This window comes from Streptococcus oralis ATCC 35037, from assembly GCF_900637025.1.
Lineage (GTDB): Bacteria > Bacillota > Bacilli > Lactobacillales > Streptococcaceae > Streptococcus > Streptococcus oralis.
This window is the reverse complement of sequence record NZ_LR134336.1, coordinates 1,413,447-1,439,264: the sequence shown is the minus strand read 5'-3', so window position 1 is coordinate 1,439,264 and position 25,818 is coordinate 1,413,447. Positions and strand designations below refer to the sequence as shown.

19 protein-coding genes are annotated in these 25,818 nt (G+C 42.6%); 18 read left to right on the top strand and 1 reads right to left on the bottom strand.

Annotation, left to right across the window (positions count from 1 at the left end):
- Positions 1-23 precede the first annotated feature (23 nt).
- From secA to EL140_RS07020, 17 genes are all read left to right on the top strand, one after another.
- Positions 24-2,537: a preprotein translocase subunit SecA gene (gene secA / locus EL140_RS07105; RefSeq protein ID WP_001284115.1), complete on the top strand. Its 2,514-nt coding sequence runs from the start codon at positions 24-26 to the stop codon at positions 2,535-2,537.
- A 79-nt stretch (positions 2,538-2,616) separates the two neighbouring features.
- The gene (locus tag EL140_RS07100) at positions 2,617-3,648 is read left to right on the top strand and encodes a 3-deoxy-7-phosphoheptulonate synthase (RefSeq protein WP_000231305.1); all 1,032 of its coding nucleotides are present in this window, start codon (positions 2,617-2,619) and stop codon (positions 3,646-3,648) included.
- A 1-nt stretch (position 3,649) separates the two neighbouring features.
- Positions 3,650-4,681 (top strand): 3-deoxy-7-phosphoheptulonate synthase, encoded by a 1,032-nt coding sequence (locus EL140_RS07095; protein ID WP_000864028.1) that lies wholly within the window; start codon positions 3,650-3,652, stop codon positions 4,679-4,681.
- Positions 4,682-4,725: 44 nt separating this feature from the next.
- Positions 4,726-5,088 carry a holo-ACP synthase gene (gene acpS, locus EL140_RS07090; protein WP_002875192.1) on the top strand — a complete coding sequence of 121 codons (363 nt, stop codon included), beginning with the start codon at positions 4,726-4,728 and terminating at the stop codon, positions 5,086-5,088.
- Positions 5,078-6,181: an alanine racemase gene (gene alr / locus EL140_RS07085; protein WP_000648068.1), complete on the top strand. Its 1,104-nt coding sequence runs from the start codon at positions 5,078-5,080 to the stop codon at positions 6,179-6,181. Before acpS ends, alr begins: the two co-directional genes overlap by 11 nt.
- Entirely contained in the window at positions 6,172-8,217 is a 2,046-nt protein-coding gene (gene recG, locus EL140_RS07080) for an ATP-dependent DNA helicase RecG (RefSeq protein WP_269470917.1), read from the top strand. The genes alr and recG overlap by 10 nt, the downstream gene beginning before the upstream one ends.
- A 469-nt stretch (positions 8,218-8,686) precedes the next feature.
- The gene (locus EL140_RS07070; RefSeq protein WP_000795089.1) at positions 8,687-9,667 is read left to right on the top strand and encodes an acetylxylan esterase; all 981 of its coding nucleotides are present in this window, start codon (positions 8,687-8,689) and stop codon (positions 9,665-9,667) included.
- A gap of 335 nt (positions 9,668-10,002) precedes the next feature.
- A complete protein-coding gene (locus EL140_RS07065; RefSeq protein ID WP_002875186.1) occupies positions 10,003-13,395 on the top strand; it encodes an SIALI-17 repeat-containing surface protein in 3,393 nt (1,130 codons plus the stop codon).
- Positions 13,396-13,628: 233 nt separating this feature from the next.
- Entirely contained in the window at positions 13,629-14,327 is a 699-nt protein-coding gene (locus tag EL140_RS07060) for an N-acetylmannosamine-6-phosphate 2-epimerase (RefSeq protein ID WP_001135658.1), read from the top strand.
- Between the two features lie 113 nt (positions 14,328-14,440).
- Entirely contained in the window at positions 14,441-15,769 is a 1,329-nt protein-coding gene (locus EL140_RS07055) for an extracellular solute-binding protein (RefSeq protein WP_000672117.1), read from the top strand.
- Positions 15,770-15,988: 219 nt separating this feature from the next.
- Positions 15,989-16,855 carry a carbohydrate ABC transporter permease gene (locus tag EL140_RS07050; protein WP_002874780.1) on the top strand — a complete coding sequence of 289 codons (867 nt, stop codon included), beginning with the start codon at positions 15,989-15,991 and terminating at the stop codon, positions 16,853-16,855.
- 15 nt (positions 16,856-16,870) lie between these two features.
- Entirely contained in the window at positions 16,871-17,710 is an 840-nt protein-coding gene (locus EL140_RS07045; RefSeq protein WP_001183243.1) for a carbohydrate ABC transporter permease, read from the top strand.
- A gap of 445 nt (positions 17,711-18,155) precedes the next feature.
- Positions 18,156-18,608 carry a NanQ anomerase/TabA/YiaL family protein gene (locus EL140_RS07040; RefSeq protein ID WP_000575427.1) on the top strand — a complete coding sequence of 151 codons (453 nt, stop codon included), beginning with the start codon at positions 18,156-18,158 and terminating at the stop codon, positions 18,606-18,608.
- 20 nt (positions 18,609-18,628) lie between these two features.
- Positions 18,629-19,273 (top strand): YesL family protein, encoded by a 645-nt coding sequence (locus EL140_RS07035; protein ID WP_000057483.1) that lies wholly within the window; start codon positions 18,629-18,631, stop codon positions 19,271-19,273.
- Positions 19,274-19,444: 171 nt separating this feature from the next.
- The gene (locus tag EL140_RS07030) at positions 19,445-20,362 is read left to right on the top strand and encodes a dihydrodipicolinate synthase family protein (RefSeq protein WP_001281484.1); all 918 of its coding nucleotides are present in this window, start codon (positions 19,445-19,447) and stop codon (positions 20,360-20,362) included.
- A gap of 17 nt (positions 20,363-20,379) precedes the next feature.
- The gene (locus tag EL140_RS07025) at positions 20,380-21,264 is read left to right on the top strand and encodes an ROK family protein (RefSeq protein WP_000150250.1); all 885 of its coding nucleotides are present in this window, start codon (positions 20,380-20,382) and stop codon (positions 21,262-21,264) included.
- Between the two features lie 340 nt (positions 21,265-21,604).
- Positions 21,605-22,369 carry a class I SAM-dependent methyltransferase gene (locus tag EL140_RS07020; protein ID WP_000073841.1) on the top strand — a complete coding sequence of 255 codons (765 nt, stop codon included), beginning with the start codon at positions 21,605-21,607 and terminating at the stop codon, positions 22,367-22,369.
- 297 nt (positions 22,370-22,666) lie between these two features.
- Here the strand turns inward: EL140_RS07020 and EL140_RS07015 are convergent, their stop codons facing one another.
- Positions 22,667-23,518 carry a MurR/RpiR family transcriptional regulator gene (locus tag EL140_RS07015; protein WP_001039478.1) on the bottom strand — a complete coding sequence of 284 codons (852 nt, stop codon included), beginning with the start codon at positions 23,516-23,518 and terminating at the stop codon, positions 22,667-22,669.
- A 255-nt stretch (positions 23,519-23,773) separates the two neighbouring features.
- On the opposite strand from EL140_RS07015, the gene pbp2b reads away from it, so the two are divergent.
- Positions 23,774-25,816: a penicillin-binding protein PBP2B gene (pbp2b, locus tag EL140_RS07010; RefSeq protein WP_001224845.1), complete on the top strand. Its 2,043-nt coding sequence runs from the start codon at positions 23,774-23,776 to the stop codon at positions 25,814-25,816.
- The last annotated feature ends 2 nt before the right edge of the window (positions 25,817-25,818 follow it).

Sequence of the window (25,818 nt, the reverse complement as noted above, 5' to 3'; positions counted from 1 at the left end):
CAGAATAAAAAGTAAGGAAAATCATGGCTAATATTTTAAAAACGATTATTGAAAATGATAAAGGAGAACTTCGTCGTCTGGAAAAGATGGCTGATAAGGTTCTTAACTATGAGAGCCAAATGGCTGCAATGTCAGACGAAGAACTAAAAGCGAAAACTGACGAATTTAAAGAGCGATACAATAAGGGTGAATCACTTGATTCATTGCTATATGAGGCTTTTGCAGTAGTTCGTGAAGCTGCAAAACGTGTCCTTGGGCTCTTCCCTTATAAGGTTCAGGTCATGGGTGGGATTGTTCTTCACCATGGTGACGTTCCAGAGATGCGTACGGGTGAAGGGAAGACCTTGACAGCGACTATGCCAGTGTACCTCAATGCCCTTGCAGGTAAAGGGGTTCACGTAGTTACAGTCAACGAATACCTAACAGAACGTGACGCGACTGAAATGGGTGAGTTGTACTCATGGCTCGGTTTGTCAGTAGGGATTAACTTGGCAGCTAAATCTCCAATGGAGAAAAAAGAGGCTTACCTTTGTGATATTACCTACTCAACCAACTCAGAGATTGGTTTCGACTACTTGCGTGATAACATGGTCGTTCGTGCAGAAAACATGGTGCAACGTCCACTCAATTATGCCTTGGTCGATGAGGTTGACTCAATTTTGATCGACGAAGCTCGTACACCATTGATCGTTTCAGGTGCCAACGCAGTTGAAACAAGCCAACTCTACCATATGGCGGACCACTTCGTGAAATCTTTGGACAAGGACGACTATATCATTGACGTTCAGTCTAAGACGATCGGTTTGTCAGATTCTGGTATTGACAAGGCTGAAAGCTACTTCAAACTAGAAAATCTCTACGACATTGAAAATGTAGCTCTTACTCACTTTATCGACAATGCCCTCCGTGCCAACTATATCATGATTCTCGATATCGACTATGTGGTTAGTGAAGAGCAGGAAATCTTGATTGTCGACCAATTTACAGGTCGTACCATGGAAGGTCGTCGTTACTCTGATGGTTTGCACCAAGCGATTGAAGCAAAAGAAGGTGTGCCAATTCAAGACGAGACCAAGACTTCAGCTTCTATTACCTATCAAAACCTCTTCCGTATGTATAAGAAATTGGCAGGTATGACAGGTACTGGTAAAACAGAGGAAGAAGAATTCCGCGAAATTTACAACATTCGTGTTATCCCAATCCCAACCAACCGTCCAATTCAACGTATCGACCACTCAGACCTTCTCTATGCAAGTCTGGATGCGAAATTTAAGGCTGTAGTTGAAGATGTAAAAGCTCGTTACCAAAAAGGTCAGCCGGTCTTGGTAGGTACAGTTGCCGTTGAAACGAGTGATTTCCTCTCCAAGAAATTGGTAGCAGCAGGTGTTCCTCACGAAGTCTTGAATGCGAAGAACCACTACAGAGAAGCGCAAATCATCATGAACGCTGGTCAACGTGGCGCGGTTACTATCGCAACCAACATGGCTGGTCGTGGTACCGACATTAAACTTGGTGAAGGGGTTCGTGAGCTTGGTGGACTTTGTGTTATCGGTACAGAGCGTCACGAAAGTCGCCGTATTGATAATCAGCTTCGTGGACGTTCAGGACGTCAAGGAGACCCAGGTGAGTCACAATTCTACTTGTCTCTTGAAGATGATTTGATGAAACGTTTCGGTTCTGAACGTTTGAAAGGTGTCTTTGAACGACTCAACATGTCTGACGAAGCCATCGAATCTCGCATGTTAACGCGTCAAGTTGAAGCAGCTCAAAAACGTGTCGAAGGAAACAACTACGATACTCGTAAACAAGTCCTTCAATACGATGATGTTATGCGTGAACAACGTGAGATTATCTATGCACAACGTTATGATGTCATTACTGCAGATCGTGACTTGGCACCAGAAATCCATGCTATGATTCGTCGTACCATTGGACGTATCGTGGATGCACATGCTCGTTCGAAAGAAGATGAAAAATTGGAAGCGATCTTGAACTTTGCTAAGTATAACTTGCTTCCAGAAGATTCAATTAGCCGTTCAGACCTTGCAGGTTTGTCAGACCAAGCTATCAAAGATGAACTATTCCAACGTGCCTTGAAAGTCTATGACAGCCAAGTTGCTAAGCTTCGTGACGAAGATGCAGTGAAAGAATTCCAAAAAGTCTTGATTCTACGTGTTGTAGACAACAAGTGGACAGACCATATCGATGCTCTTGACCAGTTGCGAAATGCTGTTGGTCTTCGTGGATATGCTCAAAACAACCCTGTTGTAGAATATCAAGCAGAAGGTTTCCGCATGTTTAACGACATGATTGGATCGATTGAATTCGATGTGACCCGCTTGATGATGAAAGCACAAATCCATGAACAAGAACGTCCGCAAACTGAACACAATATCAGTACAACTGCGACTCGTAATATCGCAGCGCAGCAGGCAAGTCTTCCAGAAGATTTGGACTTGAGCCAAATCGGACGAAATGATCAATGCCCATGTGGATCAGGTAAGAAATTCAAGAACTGTCATGGTAAGAGACAATAATATGAGATAAGATACAGGCGGATACCTGGTAAAAATCATTTTTTGCTTGGTGTCCGTTTGCTTTATAAGGAGATGAATCATGGTATTTAAAGCTAAAAGTCCTAAAATTAACATTGAAGAAGTTCGCGCCTTGTCTAAATTAGAGGGAGCGGCTCTTGCGAGAAAAAATCAACGTGATCAGGAATTGGAAGCCATCATCCGTGGGGAAGACCAGCGTATTCTCTTGGTGATTGGACCATGTTCATCTGATAATGAAGAGGCGGTTCTCGAGTATGCCAAGCGTCTATCTGCTTTGCAAGAAGAGGTCGAAGACCGTATTTTTATGGTCATGCGTGTCTATACGGCTAAACCTCGTACCAATGGAGATGGCTATAAGGGCTTGATTCATCAGCCAAATGCGACAGAAGCACCTAGCTTGATTAATGGAATCAAGGCTGTTCGCCAGCTGCACTACCGTGTGATTACCGAGACGGGAATGACAACAGCGGATGAGATGCTTTATCCTGAGAATCTTCCGCTGGTGGATGATTTGATTTCTTATATGGCTGTTGGAGCTCGTTCTGTAGAGGATCAACAGCACCGTTTTGTAGCGAGTGGAGCAGATTTCTCAACAGGATTTAAAAATCCAACATCTGGAAATCTCAATGTTATGTTTAACGGGATTTACGCAGCGCAAAATAAACAGAGTTTCCTTTTCCTCGGTAAAGAGGTGGAAACAACGGGAAATCCATTGTCCCACGCCATTCTTCGCGGTGCCTTGAACGAATACGGGAAAAATATTCCCAACTACTACTATGACAATTTGATGGATACCATTGATCAGTATGAAAAGATGGGCTTGGAAAATCCCTTTATTATCATCGATACCAATCATGACAATTCAGGCAAGCAATATATGGATCAAATCCGTATCGTTCGTCAGACCTTGATTAACCGTGACTGGAATGAGAAAATCAAAAAATATGTTCGTGGTTTTATGATTGAGTCCTATCTAGAAGATGGACGTCAAAATGAGCCAGAAGTTTTTGGGAAGTCCATTACAGATCCGTGTCTCGGATGGGACAACACAGAAGCACTTGTTCGCGAAATCTACCAAACGCTAGGAGAATAAGATGGCATTTATCGAAAAAGGTCAAGAAATTGATATTGAAGCAATCAAGGCTGCGACCCAGTTGTCACCTGAAGCCTTGCGAAAAAAAGAAGCCCGCGATAGAGAGTTAGCAGCCATCATCTCGGGTGAGGACGACCGAATCCTTTTGGTGATGGGGCCTTGCTCTTCGGACAATGAAGAAGCAGTACTCGAATATGCTCGTCGCTTAGCAGACTTGCAGAAAAAAGTTGCGGATAAAATCTTTATCGTGATGCGTGTCTATACGGCTAAACCTCGTACCAATGGAGACGGCTATAAGGGCATGATTCATCAACCAAATACTAGCGAAGCGCCTAGTCTCATCAATGGCTTGCAGGCTGTTCGTCAGCTGCACTACCGTGTAATTACGGAGACGGGCTTGACGACAGCTGATGAGATGCTTTATCCGTCAAATCTCGTTTTGGTTGATGACCTAGTCAGCTACCATGCTGTAGGGGCTCGCTCAGTGGAAGACCAAGAACACCGCTTTGTAGCCTCTGGTATTGATGCTCCGGTTGGGATGAAAAATCCAACATCTGGGAACCTTGGGGTCATGTTTAATGCCATCTATGCGGCTCAAAACAAGCAAACCTTCCTTTACCATGGCCAAGAAGTGGAAACTTCAGGAAATCCTTTGGCTCACGTTATCCTTCGTGGTGCCATGAACGAATATGGTAAAAATGAACCTAATTTCTACTATGAAACACTCTTAAATGCCATCAATCGCTATGAGACTATGGGACTTGAAAATCCCTTCATTATCATCGATACCAATCATGACAATTCTGGCAAGCAGTATATGGAACAAATTCGCATTGTTCGTCAAGCCTTGCTGAATCGTGACTGGAATGAAAAGATTAAAAAGACGGTTCGAGGCTTTATGATCGAATCTTACCTAGCAGATGGTCGCCAAAATCAACCAGAGGTCTTTGGTTGCTCCATAACTGACCCTTGTCTAGGCTGGGAAAATACAGTAGCCTTGGTAGAAGAAATTTATACTACCTTAACAAAATAAGTGAAAAGGATGGAGTTGGGGGATTCTCAGCTCCTTTTATGAGTATGATAGTTGGACATGGAATTGACATCGAAGAATTGGCTTCGATAGAACGCGCAGTTACACGACACACAGGATTTGCCGAGCGGGTGCTAACAACTAAGGAAATGGAGCGCTTTACCAGTCTCAAAGGCCGCAGACAAATCGAATACTTGGCTGGTCGCTGGTCGGCTAAGGAGGCCTTTTCCAAGGCTATGGGGACAGGAATTGGCAAACTGACCTTTCAGGATTTGGAAGTTTTGAATAATGAACGCGGGGCTCCATATTTTAGTCAGGCACCATTTTCAGGAAAGATTTGGCTATCGATCAGCCATACAGATCAGTTTGTGACAGCCAGTGTTATTTTGGAGGAAAATCATGAAAGCTAGTCCACATAGACCAACCAAGGCTCTGATTCATTTGGGAGCTATTCGACAAAATATTCAGCAAATGGGGGCTCATATCCCTGAAAGAACGCTCAAGTGGGCAGTGGTCAAGGCCAATGCCTATGGTCATGGGGCTGTTGCCGTTGCGATGGCGATTCAGGATGATGTTGATGGATTTTGTGTTTCCAATATTGATGAAGCTATTGAACTTCGTCAGGCTGGACTCAGCAAGAAAATCCTTATCTTAGGAGTTTCTGAAATAGAAGCTATTGACCTAGCTAAAGAATACGATATCACCTTGACGGTAGCTGGACTGGAGTGGATTCAAGCACTGTTAGCTAGGGAGACAGATTTATCTGGCTTAACAGTTCACCTCAAGATTGACTCAGGGATGGGACGGATTGGTTTCCGAGATTCCAGTGAGGCAGAGCAGGCTCAAGCCTTGCTCCAACAATACGGTGCTCGCGTTGAGGGGATTTTTACCCACTTTGCTACTGCAGATGAAGAATCAGATGACTACTTTAATCAGCAGTTAGAACGGTTTAAAACTATTTTGGCAAGTATGAAGGAAGTTCCAGACCTGGTTCACGCAAGTAATTCGGCAACGACTCTTTGGCATGCAGAGACTATTTTTAATGCGGTTCGTATGGGAGATGCCATGTATGGTCTTAACCCAAGTGGAGAGGTATTGGACTTGCCCTATGACTTGAAACCAGCCTTGACCTTGGAATCTGCCTTGGTTCATGTCAAGACAGTTCCAGCTGGAGCTTGCATGGGCTATGGGGCGACCTATCAGGCGGATAGTGAGCAAGTCATTGCGACCGTGCCAATCGGCTATGCGGATGGTTGGACACGAGATATGCAAAATTTCTCTGTTTTAGTGGATGGCCAAGCTTGCCCAATTGTTGGGCGGGTTTCCATGGACCAAATCACTATTCGTCTGCCTAAGATTTATCCGCTCGGAACAAAAGTAACCCTGATAGGCACAAACGGTGGCAAGGAAATCACAGCTACTCAGGTAGCTACCTACCGCGGCACTATTAACTATGAGGTGGTTTGTCTCCTCAGCGACCGCATTCCGAGAGAATATCATTAAACCAAAGAAAGGAGTGGAGCATGAATCTACATCAACCCTTGCATGTCTTGCCTGGTGTGGGGCCAAAGTCAGCAGAGAAATACGCCAAACTAGGAATTGAAAACTTGCAAGACCTCTTGCTCTACTTTCCTTTTCGTTATGAAGACTTCAAGACCAAGCAGGTGCTAGAGTTGGAAGACGGTGAAAAGGCGGTTCTGTCTGGTCAAGTCGTGACTCCTGCCAGTGTCCAGTATTATGGTTTCAAGCGCAATCGTCTGCGTTTTAGCCTCAAACAGGGAGAAGTCGTTTTTGCGGTGAATTTCTTTAACCAGCCCTATCTAGCAGACAAGATAGAGTTGGGAGCAACTCTTGCCGTCTTTGGAAAATGGGACCGTGCTAAGGCTAGTTTGACTGGGATGAAGGTCCTGGCTCAGGTGGAAGATGACCTCCAACCTGTCTATCGCTTGGCTCAGGGAATCAGTCAGGCAAGTCTGGTCAAGGTCATCAAGACGGCTTTTGATCAGGGACTGGACCTCTTGATTGAGGAAAATCTTCCTCAGTCTTTGCTGGACAAATACAAACTCATGTCCCGTTGTCAGGCTGTTCGTGCCATGCATTTCCCCAAGGATTTGGCAGAATACAAGCAGGCCCTTCGCCGTATCAAGTTTGAGGAACTCTTTTACTTCCAAATGCAGTTGCAGTCACTCAAGTCTGAAAATAGAGTTCAGGGAAGCGGTCTGGTTCTGAATTGGTCCCAGGAAAAAGTGACAGTCGTTAAAGAAAATCTGCCTTTCTCCCTGACCCAAGCTCAGGAAAAGAGTCTGCAGGAAATTTTGACAGACATGAAGTCCGACCATCACATGAATCGTCTTCTGCAAGGGGATGTGGGGAGCGGAAAAACGGTGGTTGCTGGTTTGGCCATGTTTGCGGCGGTGACGGCTGGCTACCAGGCGGCTCTCATGGTTCCGACAGAAATCCTTGCGGAGCAACACTTTGAGAGTTTACAGAACCTTTTTCCAGACTTGAAACTGGCTCTCTTGACAGGTTCCTTAAAAGCTGCAGAGAAAAGAGAAGTCTTGGAGACCATTGCCAAGGGTGAGGCTGATTTGATTATCGGAACCCATGCTCTGATACAAGATGGAGTGGATTATGCTTGTCTTGGTTTGATTATCATCGATGAGCAGCATCGTTTTGGTGTAGGGCAAAGGCGAATCCTACGAGAAAAAGGGGACAATCCTGACGTTCTCATGATGACGGCGACGCCCATTCCACGGACGCTGGCTATCACAGCATTTGGCGATATGGATGTTTCCATTATTGACCAGATGCCAGCAGGGCGGAAGCCGATTGTGACGCGCTGGATTAAGCATGAGCAGCTGCCTCAGGTTTTAACTTGGTTAGAGGGGGAAATCCAAAAAGGTTCTCAAGTCTATGTTATCTCTCCCCTGATTGAAGAATCTGAAGCTCTGGATCTGAAAAATGCCATTGCCTTATCTGAGGAGTTGACAGCTCATTTTGCCGGAAAGGCAGAGGTTGCTCTACTACATGGTAAGATGAAGAGTGACGAAAAAGACCAGATCATGCAGGAATTCAAAGAGCGAAAAACGGATATTCTGGTTTCGACGACGGTTATTGAGGTTGGGGTCAATGTTCCCAATGCGACAGTCATGATTATCATGGATGCCGATCGGTTCGGTCTCAGTCAGCTTCACCAGCTCAGAGGTCGTGTCGGTCGGGGTGACAAGCAGTCCTACGCTGTTCTTATAGCTAATCCCAAGACGGACTCTGGGAAGGACCGCATGCGCATCATGACAGAAACGACCAATGGATTTGTCCTTGCGGAGGAAGATTTGAAAATGCGTGGCTCTGGTGAGATTTTTGGAACCAGACAGTCAGGACTGCCAGAGTTTCAAGTGGCTGATATTATCGAAGATTTTCCGATTTTAGAAGAAGCCAGAAAGGTTGCCAGCTACATTAGTTCTATGGAAGGTTGGAAAGAGGATCCAGAATGGCGCATGATTGCTCTCCATCTGGAAAAGAAAGAACATCTAGATTAATACTCTTCGAAAATCAGATTCAAACCACGTCAACGTCGCCTTGGATTATATATGTAACTGACTTCGTCAGTCTTATCTACAACCTCAAAGCAGTGCTTTGAGCAACCTGCGGCTAGTTTCCTAGTTTGCTCTTTGATTTTCATTGAGTATAAGCTTTCTCTAAGGAAAACTTAAGCTAGCTTTTAGGTTTGGGCCTTATACTAGAGTCATCAAAAAGAAACGAGGCCTCTCACATGACTATTAAAGTAACCTACCAAAAGAAATTCCAAACCGTCAAACTAGAGAAAGGAGCTAGCACCTATTGATACACAGAGAGCGGAAACGCTCTTTTTATTTTTAAAACTACTTTCAGGCGATAGGTTTGAGGAAAGAGAATCTAAAATCACTTTCTATTTAGAATTCTTTCTTGCATTGCCTTCCTAGATATGCTAGAGTTATGATAGCGATTACAAAACTAAAGGAGCATGCTATGAAAAATCCAGCTTTGCTAGAAGAAATTAAGACTTATAAAGGACGGGATGAGATTCCAGAAGACTTTGATGCTTTCTGGGATGAAGAGGTCAAAAAAGTTTCATCTCTTCCAGCCTACCAGTTGGAGGAAAGAGATTTCCACATTCCTCAAGTCAAGTGTTATGAGCTGACCTTTGAAGGAACTAATGAAGGCAAGGTCTATGCACGAATCGTTCTTCCAAAGACTGAGGAGAAGGTTCCGCTAATCTTCCACTTTCATGGCTATATGGGACGTGGCTGGGACTGGGCCGACATGCTGGCCTATACTGTGGCTGGTTACGGTGTTGTTTCCATGGACGTTCGTGGTCAGTCGGGCTATTCTCAAGACGGCTTGCGCTCTCCACTAGGAAATACGGTGAAGGGGCATATCATCCGTGGTACTGTGGAAGGTCGTGAACATCTCTTTTATAAGGATGTTTATCTGGATATTTACCAGTTGGTTGAAATTATTGCTAGTCTGCCTCAGGTGGATGAGAAAAGACTTTCTAGCTATGGTGCCTCACAAGGTGGGGCTTTAGCCCTAGTTGCAGCAGCGCTCAATCCTCGGATTCAGCGAACAGTTGCCATCTATCCCTTCTTGTCAGACTTTAGACGAGTGCTTGAGATTGGCAATACCAGTGAAGCCTATGATGAACTCTTCCGATATTTCAAGTTCCACGATCCCTTCCATGAAACAGAGGAGGAAATCATGGCGACTCTTGCCTATATCGATGTGAAAAATCTTGCCCATCGTATTCAAGGTGAGGTCAAGATGATTACGGGCTTGGACGACGATGTTTGCTATCCTATTACCCAGTTTGCGATTTACAACCGCCTAACTTGCGACAAGGCCTATCGCATCATGCCAGAGTATGCTCACGAAGCCATGAATGTTTTTGTCAATGACCAAGTCTATAACTGGCTCTGTGGCAGTGATATTCCTTTTAAGTACGTAAGATAATGAATGAGAGAGCCAAGGGGCTCTCTTTTTATGTCCAAAACCTGAAAGTACTTTTAGAAAATTTAAAATATTAAAATATTCTTAAAAGTAAAATCTATTCTGTAGGAACACAGATATAAATATAAGACTTTATTGTATAATAAAGGAAAAGTCACTTGTGAAAGGAGGAAAAAGGCTGCCGGGTGGTTAAAAACTCGGGCTCAGCAGAAAATGGGAGAGGATTGGGAGCTCTCATTAAGTTGGATACTTTCTTGTAAAACTTGTCTCTTGAGAGACAATAAAAATTTTCAAAGAAAAAGAAAGCGCTTTATTTTATGAAAAATGAAAGGACAAACATGAATTACAAATCTTTAGATCGGAAACAGCGATACGGAATTCGAAAATTTGCAGTTGGGGCGGCATCTGTAGTGATTGGTACAGTAGTATTTGGAGCAAATCCAGTCTTAGCTCAAGAGCAAGCCAATGCAGCAGGGGCCAGTACAGAAACTGTCGAACCTGGTCAAGGTTTATCAGAATTGCCAAAAGAAGCGTCCTCGGGAGATCTTGCTCATTTGGATAAGGATTTGGCTGGTAAATTGGCAGCAGCTCAAGACAACGGCGTTGAGGTGGACCAAGACCATTTGAAAAAAAATGAGAGTGCAGAATCAGAAACCCCATCCTCTACCGAAACCCCTGCAGAAGAAGCAAATAAGGAAGAGGAATCAGAGGATCAGGGTGCTATTCCTCGTGACTATTACTCAAGAGATTTAAAAAATGCTAATCCTGTCCTTGAAAAAGAAGATGTTGAAACCAATGCAGCAAATGGTCAGAGAGTTGATTTATCAAGTGAACTAGACAAACTAAAGCAACTAAAAAATGCTACAGTTCACATGGAGTTCAAACCAGATGCATCAGCTCCACGCTTTTACAATCTCTTCTCTGTATCCAGTGACACCAAGGAAAATGAGTACTTTACTATGTCGGTCCTTGATAATACAGCTCTTATTGAAGGGCGTGGCGCTAACGGGGAGCAGTTCTATGATAAGTATACAGATGCTCCTTTGAAAGTTCGCCCTGGACAATGGAATTCAGTGACCTTTACTGTCGAACAACCGACAACGGAGTTACCTCATGGTCGAGTTCGTCTCTATGTGAATGGTGTCTTATCTCGAACAAGTCTCAAATCTGGTAACTTCATCAAAGATATGCCAGATGTTAATCAAGCTCAACTTGGAGCAACCAAACGGGGCAATAAAACAGTTTGGGCATCAAACCTACAAGTTCGAAACCTAACCGTTTACGATCGTGCTTTAAGCCCAGATGAAGTTCAAACACGGAGTCAATTATTTGAAAGAGGTGAATTGGAACAGAAACTTCCTGAGGGAGCAAAAGTCACTGAGAAAGAAGACGTCTTTGAAGGTGGTAGGAACAATCAACCAAATAAAGATGGTATCAAGAGTTATCGTATCCCAGCTCTTCTCAAGACAGATAAAGGAACGCTGATTGCTGGAACGGATGAAAGACGTTTGCACCATTCTGACTGGGGAGATATTGGGATGGTTGTTCGTCGCAGCTCAGATAATGGAAAAACATGGGGAGACCGAATCGTAATCTCAAATCCTCGTGACAATGAGCATGCTAAACATGCAGATTGGCCATCTCCAGTCAATATTGATATGGCCTTGGTGCAAGACCCTGAAACAAAGAGAATTTTTGCAATTTACGACATGTTCCTTGAAAGTAAGGCAGTATTTTCATTGCCGGGGCAAGCTCCGAAAGCTTATGAACAAGTGGGAGATAAAGTTTATCAAGTTTTATATAAGCAAGGAGAATCAGGTCGCTATACGATTCGAGAAAACGGAGAGGTTTTCGACCCTCAAAACAGAAAGACAGATTATCGCGTCGTCGTTGACCCTAAAAAACCAGCCTACAGCGATAAGGGAGATTTGTATAAAGGGAATGAGCTAATCGGAAATATTTATTTTGAGTATAGCGAGAAGAATATTTTTAGAGTTTCCAATACCAACTACCTATGGATGTCCTACAGTGATGACGATGGGAAGACTTGGTCTGCACCAAAAGATATTACACATGGGATTCGGAAAGATTGGATGCACTTCATAGGAACTGGACCTGGTACGGGGATTGCCTTGCGTACAGGGCCTCATAAGGGAAGACTGGTGATTCCAGTTTATACAACAAACAACGTTTCCTACCTAAGTGGTTCACAATCATCTCGTGTAATTTATTCAGATGATCATGGTGAAACATGGCAAGCAGGGGAAGCAGTTAATGATAACCGCCCAATAGGCAACCAAACCATTCACTCTTCAACCATGAATAATCCAGGTGCCCAAAATACGGAGTCGACTGTTGTTCAGTTGAATAATGGGGATCTCAAGCTCTTTATGCGTGGGTTGACTGGTGATCTTCAGGTTGCGACCAGTCATGATGGAGGAGCAACGTGGGATAAGGAAATCAAACGATATCCTCAAGTAAAAGACGTTTATGTTCAAATGTCCGCTATTCACACCATGCATGAAGGAAAGGAATACATTCTACTCAGCAATGCTGGTGGTCCTGGACGCAACAATGGTTTGGTTCACCTGGCTCGTGTTGAGGAGAATGGTGAGTTGACATGGCTGAAACACAATCCTATACAAAGTGGTAAGTTTGCTTACAACTCACTCCAAGAACTCGGAAATGGCGAATATGGTTTGCTTTATGAACATGCGGATGGCAATCAAAACGATTATACTTTATCCTATAAGAAATTCAACTGGGATTTCTTAAGCAAAGACAGAATTTCTCCTAAAGAAGCAAAAGTAAAATATGCTATCCAAAAATGGCCAGGTATTATTGCCATGGAGTTCGATTCGGAAGTATTGGTCAACAAGGCTCCGACCCTTCAATTGGCAAATGGCAAGACAGCAACCTTTATGACCCAGTACGATACAAAAACTCTCCTATTCACAATAGATCCAGAGGATATGGGTCAAAGAATTACAGGTCTAGCTGAGGGTGCAATTGAAAGCATGCACAATTTACCAGTTTCTTTAGCTGGCTCTAAACTAAGCGATGGTATTAATGGCAGTGAAGCTGCTATCCATGAGGTGCCGGAGTTCACAGGTGGTGTTAATGCTGAGGAAGCCCCAGTGGCAGAGATACCAGAGTACACTGGACCATTGGCAACAGTAGGAGAAGAACCAGCTCCAACAGTAGAAAAAACCGAATTCACTGGTGGAGTCAATGCTGAGGAAGCCCCAGTGGCAGAGATGCCAGAGTACACCGGTCCATTATCAATAGTAGGCGAAGAAGCAGCGCCAACGGTTGAAAAGCCTGAATTTACAGGTGGGGTCAACGCTGTTGAGGCAGCAGTCCATGAACTTCCAGAGTTCAAGGGTGGTGTCAATGCAGTTCTAGCAGCCTCAAACGAGCTTCCGGAATATAGAGGAGGTGCTAACTTTGTCTTGGCAGCTTCAAATGACCTGCCAGAGTATAAGGGTGGTGTCAATGGTGCTGAGGCAGCAGTCCTTGAAGTGCCAGAGTACAAGGGAGACACCAATCTAGTATTAGCAGCTGCAGACAACAAACTGTCTCTAGGCCAAGATGTGACCTATCAAGCGCCAGCAGCTAAACAAGATGAACTTCCGAATACGGGAAGTAAGGAAACAAACTCACTGATTTCCCTTGGTCTTGCAGGTGTTCTTTTATCCTTGTTTGCATTTGGCAAGAAGAGAAAAGAATAATAAGTAAAAGCTATTTGAGTAACTCTAAGAAGAGATAGCAGGTTTTTCAGCCTGCTATCTTTCTTTATTAAATTTAGGTTTATTCGAAATCATAAGAGGTCTGAAACTACTTTCAGGATAGTCTGTTCTATAAAATAGTTTTGAAACTGAAATCTATTCTACTACAAGCTATTGAAAGCGCTTAACAAATGATATATAATAAGCCCATAAGAACAAGAAAGGGAGGAAAGAGGATGCCACAGATCAGCAAAGAAGCCTTGATTGAACAGATCAAAGATGGAATCATTGTCTCTTGCCAGGCACTTCCTCACGAACCGCTTTATACAGAAGCGGGAGGAGTCATTCCCTTGCTAGTCAAAGCGGCTGAGCAAGGTGGAGCAGTCGGTATCCGAGCAAACAGTGTTCGCGATATCAAGGAGATTAAGGAGGTTACGAAACTCCCGATTATCGGGATTATCAAACGTGACTATCCGCCACAGGAGCCATTCATTACAGCTACTATGAGAGAAGTCGATGAACTGGCTGAACTAGACATCGAGGTCATTGCTCTGGATTGTACCAAACGTGAACGATATGACGGTTTGGAAATCCAAGACTTTATCCGACAAGTCAAAGAAAAATATCCGCATCAACTCTTAATGGCTGATACCAGTACTTTTGAAGAGGGTATAGCAGCAGTTGAAGCCGGAATTGATTTTGTTGGAACAACCCTATCAGGTTACACTTCTTATAGTCCGAAAGTGGATGGTCCAGACTTTGAACTGATCAAAAAACTGTGTGAAGCAGGTGTGGATGTCATCGCTGAAGGGAAGATTCATACACCAGAACAAGCCAAACAAATCCTTGAATATGGGGTGCGAGGTATCGTTGTTGGTGGGGCTATTACTAGACCAAAAGAGATTACGGAACGCTTTGTTGCCGGTCTTAAATAACACAATCTCAAAACAGAGGAGAGTGGTTGATGCGTCGGATAAAATGAAAACGTATACAAATATAAAGAACTCATTATCCAATATGGATACGCTTATCAATTAGGAGAATACAAATGAAATTTAGAAAACTAGCTTGTACAGTACTTGCGGGTGCTGCGATTCTTGGCCTTGCGGCTTGTGGTAATTCTGGTGGAAGTAAAGATGCTGGAAGCTCTAGTAGCGATAGCGGAAAAACAGAAATCACTTGGTGGGCATTCCCAGTCTTCACACAAGAAAAAACTGGTGACGGTGTTGGAACTTATGAAAAATCAATCATCGAAGCTTTTGAAAAAGCAAATCCAGATGTAAAAGTGAAATTGGAAACCATCGACTTCAAGTCAGGTCCAGAAAAGATCACAACAGCTATCGAAGCTGGAACAGCGCCAGACGTACTCTTTGACGCACCAGGACGTATCATCCAATACGGTAAAAATGGTAAATTGGCTGAGTTGAACGACCTTTTCACAGACGAATTCGTCAAAGATGTCAACAACGAAAACATCGTACAAGCAAGTAAAGCTGGAGATAAAGCTTACATGTATCCAATCAGTTCAGCTCCATTCTACATGGCTATGAACAAGAAAATGTTGGAAGATGCTGGAGTTGCAAACCTTGTAAAAGAAGGTTGGACAACTGATGACTTTGAAAAAGTTTTGAAAGCGCTTAAAGATAAAGGATATACACCAGGTTCATTGTTCAGTTCTGGTCAAGGGGGAGACCAAGGAACACGTGCCTTCATCGCAAACCTTTATGGCGGTTCTGTAACAGACAAAGACGTAACCAAATATACAACAGACGATCCTAAATTCGTCAAAGGTCTTGAAAAAGCTGCTAGCTGGATTAAAGACGGTTTGTTGAACAATGGTTCACAATTTGACGGTGGAGCAGACATCCAAAACTTTGCCAACGGTCAAACTTCATACACAATCCTTTGGGCACCAGCTCAAAACGGTATCCAAGCGAAACTCTTGGAAGCAAGTAAGGTAGATGTGGTAGAAGTACCATTCCCATCAGACTCTGGTAAACCATCTCTTGAATACCTTGTAAACGGATTTGCAGTATTTAACAACAAAGACGATAAGAAAATCGCTGCTGCTAAGAAATTCGTTCAATTCATCGCAGATGACAAAGAATGGGGTCCTAAAGACGTAGTTCGTACAGGTGCCTTCCCAGTTCGTACTTCATTTGGCAAACTTTATGAAGACAAACGTATGGAAACAATCAGTGGCTGGACTAAATACTACTCACCATACTACAACACTATCGATGGATTTGCTGAAATGAGAACACTTTGGTTCCCAATGTTGCAATCTGTATCAAATGGTGACGAAAAACCAGCGGATGCTTTGAAAGCCTTCACTGAAAAAGCTAACGAAACCATCAAAAAAGCTACAAAACAATAAGCACTAAGTCAGATTGATTCCCCCCTTTTCCCTGTGCACTATGGTGTAAGAAAAGGGGGACTTTTGTTTGAAATGGTAGGAACTGTCACGAAATTAAAATGAAGTTCTTACATAAGCGAATCTTAAAAAATTTCATTTTGGTTTTAAAACAGTTCAAGAAAATCAAAAACTATTCTATTTGAAAGAGAGGTGCCGACTGTGAAAGTCAATAAAATTCGTATGCGGGAAACAGTGATTTCCTACGCTTTCCTAGCACCAGTGTTATTCTTCTTTGTCATCTTTGTCTTGGCTCCTATGATTATGGGATTCATTACAAGTTTCTTTAACTACTCCATGACTAAATTTGAGTTTGTAGGCTTTGACAACTACATTCGCATGTTTAAAGACCCTGTCTTTATGAAGTCTTTGATAAATACCGTTATCCTGGTTATTGGATCTGTTCCGATTGTGGTTCTCTTCTCGCTCTTTGTAGCATCTCAAACCTATCATCAAAATGCCATTGCCCGTTCTTTCTATCGTTTCGTCTTCTTCCTTCCTGTAGTTACAGGTAGTGTTGCCGTAACGGTTGTATGGAAATGGATCTATGACCCCCTATCAGGGATTCTAAACTTTGTCCTTAAGTCAAGCCACATCATCAGCCAAAACATTTCTTGGCTGGGTGACAAAAACTGGGCCTTGCTAGCGATTATGATTATCCTTTTGACAACATCTGTTGGTCAACCAATTATCCTTTATATTGCTGCCATGGGAAATATTGATAACTCACTTGTTGAAGCAGCGCGTGTTGACGGTGCGACTGAGTTTCAAGTCTTCTGGAAGATCAAATGGCCTAGCCTTCTTCCAACAACTCTTTACATCGCGATCATCACAACCATCAACTCATTCCAGTGTTTTGCTTTGATTCAGTTGTTGACTTCTGGTGGTCCAAACTATTCAACAAGTACCTTGATGTACTACCTTTACGAAAAAGCCTTCCAATTGACAGAATACGGCTATGCAAATACCATCGGTGTCTTCTTGGCAGTGATGATTGCCATTGTCAGCTTTGCTCAATTCAAGATCCTCGGAAACGACGTAGAATACTAAAGAAAGGAGACAGTTATGCAACCTACACAAAAGAAACCCTTAACAGCTTTCACTGTTATTTCAACGATTATCTTGCTCTTGTTGACCGTGCTGTTCATCTTTCCATTCTACTGGATCTTGACAGGGGCCTTCAAATCACAGCCTGATACCATTATGATTCCGCCACAGTGGTTCCCTAAAATGCCAACCATGGAAAACTTCCAACAACTCATGGTGCAAAACCCTGCTATGCAGTGGATGTGGAACTCTGTATTTATCTCACTGGTAACCATGTTCCTAGTCTGCGCAACCTCTTCTCTAGCAGGTTATGTACTAGCTAAAAAACGTTTCTATGGTCAGCGCATTCTCTTTGCAGTCTTTATCGCTGCCATGGCTCTTCCAAAACAAGTTGTCCTTGTACCATTGGTACGTATCGTCAACTTCATGGGAATTCACGATACTCTTTGGGCAGTGATTTTGCCTTTGATCGGATGGCCATTCGGGGTCTTCCTCATGAAACAATTCAGTGAAAATATCCCTACAGAATTGCTTGAATCAGCTAAAATCGACGGTTGTGGTGAGATTCGTACCTTCTGGAGCGTAGCCTTCCCTATTGTGAAACCAGGATTTGCAGCCCTTGCAATCTTTACCTTCATCAATACTTGGAACGACTATTTTATGCAGTTGGTTATGTTGACTTCACGTCAAAACTTGACCATCTCACTCGGGGTTGCGACCATGCAGGCCGAAATGGCAACCAACTATGGTTTGATCATGGCGGGTGCAGCTCTTGCAGCCGTGCCAATCGTAACCGTCTTCCTTGTCTTCCAAAAATCCTTCACTCAGGGTATCACTATGGGAGCGGTCAAAGGTTAAGATCTTGCGAAAATCGAGTTTAAACGACGTTAGCGTTACCTTGCCATACTTAAGTATTGCCTGGGGTTAGCTTTCTAGTTTGTTCTTCGATTTTCATTGAGTATAAGAGAATACAGAGTTATAAGTGTCTACAAAATGGAGAGTATGCAGTTACTTCGTGAAGTTTTGTCAGACACTTATAAACTTAAGAATAAACTCTTTTCATGATACTAGATAGAGTAGGTTCGTTTTAGGGTAACTATTTCCCGCTTTAGTGGTATCTAAGATAAGCATCTTACGCTTATCTTAGACGGAATTTTTGAGACTGACAATGAAAGAGCAAAAGGCTCAAAAATTAGGAATGAAATACCGAAGGAATTTGTTTCCGTCCGCACTGTTACAGGGAAATAGAGGAAGGATAATTCGAAACTGAAAAATAGTAACTATCAGAAACGAAGGAAACAGTATGATTTTTGACGATTTGAAAAACATCGCCTTTTACAAGGGAATCCATCCCAATCTAGACAAGGCTATCGACTATCTCTATCAGCACCGTAAGGATTCTTTCGAACTCGGTAAGTATGAGATTGACGGGGACAAGGTCTTTCTAGTTGTTCAGGAAAATGTCCTCAATCAAGCTGAAAATGATCAGTTTGAGCACCATAAACACTATGCAGACTTGCATTTGCTAGTAGAAGGACATGAATACTCGAGCTACGGTTCACGTATCAAAGACGAAGCAGTAGCATTCGACGAAGCGAGCGACATTGGTTTTGTCCATTGTCATGAAAAATACCCACTCTTGTTGGGCTATCACAATTTTGCGATTTTCTTCCCAGGAGAACCTCACCAGCCAAATGGCTACGCAGGGATGGAAGAAAAGGTTCGCAAGTATCTCTTTAAAATTTTGATTGATTAAAAGAATCAGGAGGAGCAAACATGGCACAAAAAGGAGTAAGCCTTATCAAGGCAGCATTTGATACAGATAATTTTCTCATGCGTTTCAGTGAGAAGGTCTTGGATATCGTGACAGCCAATCTTCTTTTTGTCGTCTCTTGTTTGCCCATTGTGACGATTGGAGTGGCGAAAATCAGCCTCTATGAAACCATGTTTGAGATTAAGAGAAGCAGACGGGTACCAGTCTTTAGAACTTATCTAAGAGCTTTCAAGCAAAATCTGAAACTGGGGCTTCAGTTGGGTCTGTTAGAGTTGGGCATTGTGTCATTAAGCCTTCTAGACCTCTATCTCTTCTGGGGACAGACTGCTTTGCCTTTCCAGATTGTGAAAGCTATTTGTTTGGGGATTCTCATCTTCCTCACTCTGGTGATGTTGGCTAGTTATCCCATCGCTGCGCGCTATGATTTGTCTTGGAAAGAAGTGCTGCAAAAAGGGCTTATCTTGGCAAGTTTTAACTTTCCGTGGTTCTTCCTCATGTTAGCCATTCTCTTTCTTATTGTGATGATTCTTTATCTATCCGCCTTCACTCTCCTTTTGGGTGGATCGGTCTTTATCCTCTTTGGTTTTGGTTTGCTGGTCTTTCTCCAAGCAGGATTGATGGAGAAAATTTTCGCAAAATACCAGTAGGATGAGATCTTTCTGAAACTACTTTCAATCGTTATAGTTTCTAAAATACAAGTAGAAACTAAAATCTAAGTGTATACAAGATATTGAAAGCGATTTTCACAAGGTGTATACTAAACTTGTAAAAAATAGAACTGCTCTCAGCAGAAAAAAAGAAATCTTAGGAGAAAATCTATGTCAGATTTGAAAAAATACGAAGGTGTCATTCCAGCCTTCTACGCATGTTATGATGATCAAGGAGAAGTCAGTCCAGAGCGTACGCGTGCCTTGGTTCAATACTTCATTGATAAGGGAGTTCAAGGTCTCTATGTCAATGGTTCTTCTGGTGAATGTATCTACCAAAGTGTAGAGGACCGCAAGTTGATTTTGGAAGAAGTCATGGCAGTTGCCAAAGGGAAATTGACCATCATCGCTCACGTAGCTTGCAACAATACCAAAGATAGTATGGAGCTTGCTCGCCACGCGGAAAGCTTGGGTGTAGATGCCATTGCAACAATTCCACCGATTTACTTCCGCTTGCCTGAGTACTCAGTTGCTAAATACTGGAATGACATTAGTGCTGCAGCTCCAAACACAGATTATGTGATTTATAACATTCCTCAATTGGCAGGTGTTGCTTTGACTCCAAGTCTCTACACAGAAATGTTGAAGAATCCTCGTGTTATCGGTGTTAAGAACTCTTCTATGCCAGTTCAAGATATCCAAACCTTTGTCAGCCTTGGTGGAGAAGACCACATCGTATTCAATGGTCCAGATGAACAGTTCCTAGGTGGTCGCCTCATGGGTGCTAAAGCTGGTATCGGTGGTACTTATGGTGCGATGCCAGAACTCTTCTTGAAACTCAATCAGTTGATTGCAGAGAAAGATTTGGAAACAGCGCGTGAATTGCAATATGCTATCAACGCAATCATCGGCAAGCTCACTTCTGCACATGGAAATATGTACGGTGTGATTAAGGAAGTCTTGAAGATCAATGAAGGCTTGAACATTGGTTCAGTTCGTTCGCCATTGACGCCAGTAACCGAAGAAGATCGCCCAGTTGTAGAAGCAGCAGCACAATTGATTCGTGAAACCAAGGAGCGCTTCCTCTAATCCATAAGGAGGTATTTATGACACACTACGTTGCAATTGATATCGGTGGAACCAACATCAAATATGGTTTGATTGACCAAGAAGGCCAACTTGTTGAATCGCATGAAATGCCAACCGAGGCGCATAAGGGTGGACCTCATATCTTACAAAAGACAAAAGATATCGTAGCCAGCTATTTAGAAAAAGGCCCAGTAGCAGGTGTTGCCATTTCTTCTGCAGGAATGGTGGATCCTGATAAGGGTGAGATTTTCTATGCTGGTCCTCAGATTCCCAACTATGCAGGAACCCAGTTCAAGAAGGAAATTGAGACGAGCTTTAATATCCCTTGTGAGATTGAAAATGATGTCAACTGTGCAGGTCTGGCTGAGGCAGTATCTGGTTCAGGCAAGGGAGCGAGTGTCACACTTTGCTTGACCATTGGAACCGGTATCGGTGGTTGCTTGATTATGGATGGGAAAGTCTTCCATGGATTTAGCAATTCGGCCTGCGAAGTCGGTTACATGCACATGCAGGATGGAGCTTTTCAGGATCTTGCTTCTACGACAGCCTTGGTTGAGCATGTAGCAACAGCTCATGGAGATTCAGTTGATCAGTGGAATGGCCGACGTATTTTCAAGGAAGCTACTGAAGGAAACAAGATTTGTATGGCTGGGATTGACCGCATGGTAGACTATTTAGGAAAAGGTCTGGCAAATATTTGCTACGTTGCCAATCCAGAAGTGGTCATTCTCGGGGGCGGTATCATGGGGCAAGAGGCTATCCTCAAACCAAAGATCCGCACAGCCTTGAAGGCGGCCTTGGTACCAAGTCTAGCTGAAAAAACACGATTAGAATTTGCCCATCACCAAAACACAGCAGGGATGTTGGGAGCCTATTATCATTTCAAAACAAAACAATCCTAGTTTGGAGCTATAGAATTAAGAAAAACACTGAATCACTACTTGAGTGAAAACTGTTTTGCTTAATTCTTTTTTTATTGAAAAATTTGAGCCAAAGGAGGTAATCGTGAGAGACTAGTAGAAAATAACCGCCTTGTATGAGAGGTTAAGGCGAGATGATGAACTACAAGGCGAGAGCAATTCTATCATCCATTTAATTGATATTTAGCTTGAGTAAATGGAAAAATGATATAATGAGATGGACGATTATTTGACAAATTAGAAGTTGTAGCGGTGAGAAAAATGTAATGACAGCACATCCAGCTTAAATCGAAATAGTATCAAATTACGAGGAGATTGTAAGATGAGTAATTATATAAAATTAAATGAAGATCGATGGAATAATGTAAAAAATGACTACACTGAGCCATTGACACATGAAGAATTAGAAGAAGCTAGAAAGCATCCAATTTCTGTTGCCTTAACTGTTGGGGAAAAAGTCCCCACAGAATGGTTTGAAAAAGCCAAGGGAAAAAAGATATTAGGTTTAGCTTGTGGTGGTGGCCAGCAGGGTCCCGTTTTTGCTGCAAAAGGTTATGATGTCACCATCATGGATTTTTCCACATCACAATTAGAAAGAGACGAGATGGTTGCTAAAAGAGAAGGATTAAAAATCAACACAATTCAAGGCGATATGACAAAATCATTTCCATTTGAAAATGAAACCTTTGATATTGTTTTTAATCCGGTTTCAAATGTGTACATAGAGGATTTAGAAAACATGTATAAAGAAGCCTCTCGCGTATTGAAAAAGGGCGGTTTGTTAATGGTCGGATTTATGAATCCTTGGATCTACATGTATGATGCTGACACTGTATGGGACAAACCCGATGAGGAATTACTGTTAAAATTTTCAATCCCTTTTAATTCAATAGAGCTTGAAGAGGAAGGCAAAATCACCATCAATCCAGAATATGGATATGAATTTAGCCATACCTTAGAAAATCAGATTAGAGGACAACTAAAAAATGGTCTCGCTATGATCGATTTTTATGAATCATGTGACAAAAGACATCGATTATCACAGTATGGAAATGACTATATCGCTACACTTTGTATTAAACTATAATCTTATAGAACATACTTCTGGAGAATAGCTCGTTTTATTTTCTGTAAGAGTTAAAATCTAAATCTCAGTTTGTCGAAGCAAAACTATTAAATAAAATTAAAGAGAGGAAGTAAAAGCAGCACATAGTCGCTACTTCCTTTTTTTGATGTCAAACATTCAAAAATGGAAAGGAGAATTTAAGGAAGAACTGAAAAGCCCAGATAAAAAAGGCATTAGCACAAAGAGAAAGATTGGAAAGACTACCTATGTGCCTATTATCATTTCAAAACAAAACAATCCTAGTTTGGTTTAACCAAACTAGGATTTTCTAACACGTTTTTGTCTACGATAGCCGTTGAGCTTTTTGTTTTCCCAATAACTATTAAAGATTTTTTCTTTGCTATCGCGATTGATTTCTAAAAAGTAGGCATAAATCAAATCTATTAAAATGAGCATAGGGAGTTGAGCGGAAATACGCTGGATGTAAGAAGATTGACTGTGGCTTGCGACAAGGACCGTTTCGGTATAGGCATGACTGTTTTTGTTTGGAGCGCTGGTAAATAAAATGGTCTTGGCACCCATTTCCTTGGCATCCAACAAACTATCGAGGACGGATTGGGTAGTTCCTGATAGGGAAAAGCCAAGTACCAGACAGTTTTCATCCATGATACTGGTCGTCCAAGCAAAGCCATCCCGATCGGTCAAAGCTTCACAGACAACACCTAGACGCATAAAGCGCAGTTTCATCTCACGGGCAATCAGACCAGAACTTCCCGTCCCAAAAAAGTAAACTCGTTCAGCGTCATCGATTAATTGGGCGACGCGTTCCAGTTGTTCTTCGTCAATCAAATCCTGAGTTTGTTCTCGCATGATACTGTAGCTTCGCAAAACACGTTTGGTCAAAGGACTGTGTTTGTGCGAATGAGTGTCCGGTTTACTAGCCTGATGCTGGTATTGAAAGACGAACTCTCGGTAGCCTGTAAAACCACACTTTTTGGCAAAGCGGGTCAAGGCTGCTTGGGAGATATGTAATTTCTGGGTAACTTGCTGAGAAGAGAGATCATCTTGGATCGTTTCAGCTTGTAAAAAATAGCGAGCGATTTCTTGCTCGAGCTCGGTTAATTCTTCAAAATGGAGATCGATTATGGTTGCGATATCTGGCTTGTTCATGAGGCTCCTTTTTATGAGTCAAAGTCTTAAAAGTTAACGCTTTCCTAACTATTACTATCATTATATCATAGAAAATAGGATAACCAAATAAAAAGGCATTTTCAGTTAAAAGTCAAAAAATGCTTCGACTTTTCCAAGAGTTTCTCCGTAAAATATGGTACAATGAAATGTACTGAGCTTTACCTGTTTGCTCTATTATTTTAGGGGAAATAAGGGTAAAAATCAGAAATTTTTCTAGAAAAGAGTCTTAGCTGTATGAGAAAATTTAATAGCCATTCGATTCCGATTCGGCTTAATTTATTATTTGCGATTGTCATCCTGCTCTTTATGGCCATTATTGGTCGTTTGTTATACATGCAGGTGCTCAATAAAGATTTCTATGAAACAAAATTGGCCTCAGCCAGCCAAACAAGGGTAACAACCAGTTCAGCTCGTGGACAGATCTATGATGCGGCAGGGAAACCCTTGGTAGAAAATACTGTCAAGCAAGTTGTTTCTTTCACACGAAACAATAAAATGACAGCAACTGAATTGAAGGAGACAGCCAAGAAACTCCTCACGTATGTAAATGTAACCTCTCCTGATCTGACAGATCGACAGATTGCAGACTACTACTTGGCGGACCAGGATATTTACAAAAAAACAGTCGAATCCTTGCCAAGCGACAAACGCCTGGATTCAGATGGGAACCGCTTATCGGAAGCGACACTTTACAATAATGCGGTTGAAAGCATTGACGTGAGTCAACTTAATTATACAGATGACCAGAAAAAGGAAATCTATCTCTTTAGTCAGCTCAATGCCGTTGAAAATTTTGCAACGGGAACCATTTCTACGGACGCCTTAGATGATACCCAAGTTGCTCTCGTTGCATCAGCGTCCAAGGAATTACCAGGTATCAGCATTTCAACCTCATGGGATCGTAAAGTACTGGATACATCTTTATCAACAATCGTTGGTAGCGTTTCAAATGAGAAGTCAGGACTTCCAGCTGAGGAAGTTGATGCTTATCTCAAAAAAGGGTATTCTCTCAATGACCGAGTGGGAACTTCCTATCTTGAAAAGCAATATGAAGATGTTCTTCAAGGCAAACGCTCCGTCAAAGAAATCCACCTCGACAAACACGGAAATATGGAAAGTGTGGAAAATGTCGAAGAAGGAAGCAAAGGAAACAATATCAAGTTAACGGTTGACCTAGCTTTCCAGAATGGTGTGGATGACCTACTCAAGAGCTACTTTAACTCAGAGTTGGGTAACGGTGGAGCCAAATATTCTGAAGGGGTTTACGCCGTAGCCCTCAATCCTAAAACCGGAGCAGTTTTGGCCATGTCAGGTGTCAAGCATGATGTCGAATCCGGAAAATTAAGTTCAGATTCGCTTGGAACGATAACCAATGTCTTTGTGCCAGGATCTGTCGTTAAGGCAGCGACCATCAGCTCTGGTTGGGAAAATGGAGTCTTGTCAGGTAATCAAACCTTGACAGACCAGCCGATTGTTTTCCAAGGTTCGGCCCCTATCAATTCATGGTATACCTTGTCCTATGGCTCTTTCCCTATCACAGCAGTTGAGGCTTTGGAATACTCTTCTAATACTTACATGGTTCAAACTGCGCTAGGAATCATGGGACAAACCTACACACCAAATATGACAGTCGCAACGGGACAGTTAGAGACTGCAATGGGCAAATTGCGATCAACCTTTGGGGAATATGGACTCGGAGCTTCAACAGGGATTGACCTCCCAGATGAATCTACAGGATTTACGCCAAAAGAATTTGATTTGGGGAACTATATCAATAATTCCTTTGGTCAGTTTGACAACTACACACCGATGCAGCTAGCCCAGTATGTCGCAACCATTGCAAACAATGGCGTACGTTTGGCTCCTCACATCGTTGAAGGGGTTTATGGAAACAATGACCAAGGTGGCTTAGGTAGTCTGGTTCAAGAAACAGCCACTAAGGAACTAAACAAGGTCAATATTTCAGAATCAGATATGGCTATCTTGCAGCAAGGTTTCTATCAAGTTTCGCATGGAACGAGTGCTCTGACAACTGGTCGTGCCTTTTCAAATGGCGCAGCCGTTTCCATCAGTGGGAAAACGGGTACTGCCGAAAGTTACGTTAATGGCGGTCAAAAAGCCAATAATACCAACGCAGTCGCCTATGCACCGACCGAAAATCCCCAAATCGCAGTCGCAGTCGTCTTTCCTCATAACACCAACCTTACAAACGGTGTCGGACCTTCTATTGCACGCGACATTATCAATCTTTATCACCAACACCATCCAATGAATTAGAA

What these genes read in the sequence shown, in the direction of transcription:
- secA (WP_001284115.1), top strand. Translation starts at nt 24, where the DNA reads ATGGCTAATATTTTAAAAACGATTATTGAAAATGATAAAGGAGAACTT.
- EL140_RS07100 (WP_000231305.1), top strand. Translation starts at nt 2,617, where the DNA reads ATGGTATTTAAAGCTAAAAGTCCTAAAATTAACATTGAAGAAGTTCGC.
- EL140_RS07095 (WP_000864028.1), top strand. Translation starts at nt 3,650, where the DNA reads ATGGCATTTATCGAAAAAGGTCAAGAAATTGATATTGAAGCAATCAAG.
- acpS (WP_002875192.1), top strand. Translation starts at nt 4,726, where the DNA reads ATGATAGTTGGACATGGAATTGACATCGAAGAATTGGCTTCGATAGAA.
- alr (WP_000648068.1), top strand. Translation starts at nt 5,078, where the DNA reads ATGAAAGCTAGTCCACATAGACCAACCAAGGCTCTGATTCATTTGGGA.
- EL140_RS07070 (WP_000795089.1), top strand. Translation starts at nt 8,687, where the DNA reads ATGAAAAATCCAGCTTTGCTAGAAGAAATTAAGACTTATAAAGGACGG.
- EL140_RS07065 (WP_002875186.1), top strand. Translation starts at nt 10,003, where the DNA reads ATGAATTACAAATCTTTAGATCGGAAACAGCGATACGGAATTCGAAAA.
- EL140_RS07060 (WP_001135658.1), top strand. Translation starts at nt 13,629, where the DNA reads ATGCCACAGATCAGCAAAGAAGCCTTGATTGAACAGATCAAAGATGGA.
- EL140_RS07055 (WP_000672117.1), top strand. Translation starts at nt 14,441, where the DNA reads ATGAAATTTAGAAAACTAGCTTGTACAGTACTTGCGGGTGCTGCGATT.
- EL140_RS07050 (WP_002874780.1), top strand. Translation starts at nt 15,989, where the DNA reads ATGCGGGAAACAGTGATTTCCTACGCTTTCCTAGCACCAGTGTTATTC.
- EL140_RS07045 (WP_001183243.1), top strand. Translation starts at nt 16,871, where the DNA reads ATGCAACCTACACAAAAGAAACCCTTAACAGCTTTCACTGTTATTTCA.
- EL140_RS07040 (WP_000575427.1), top strand. Translation starts at nt 18,156, where the DNA reads ATGATTTTTGACGATTTGAAAAACATCGCCTTTTACAAGGGAATCCAT.
- EL140_RS07035 (WP_000057483.1), top strand. Translation starts at nt 18,629, where the DNA reads ATGGCACAAAAAGGAGTAAGCCTTATCAAGGCAGCATTTGATACAGAT.
- EL140_RS07030 (WP_001281484.1), top strand. Translation starts at nt 19,445, where the DNA reads ATGTCAGATTTGAAAAAATACGAAGGTGTCATTCCAGCCTTCTACGCA.
- EL140_RS07025 (WP_000150250.1), top strand. Translation starts at nt 20,380, where the DNA reads ATGACACACTACGTTGCAATTGATATCGGTGGAACCAACATCAAATAT.
- EL140_RS07020 (WP_000073841.1), top strand. Translation starts at nt 21,605, where the DNA reads ATGAGTAATTATATAAAATTAAATGAAGATCGATGGAATAATGTAAAA.
- EL140_RS07015 (WP_001039478.1), bottom strand. Translation starts at nt 23,518, where the DNA reads ATGAACAAGCCAGATATCGCAACCATAATCGATCTCCATTTTGAAGAA.
- pbp2b (WP_001224845.1), top strand. Translation starts at nt 23,774, where the DNA reads ATGAGAAAATTTAATAGCCATTCGATTCCGATTCGGCTTAATTTATTA.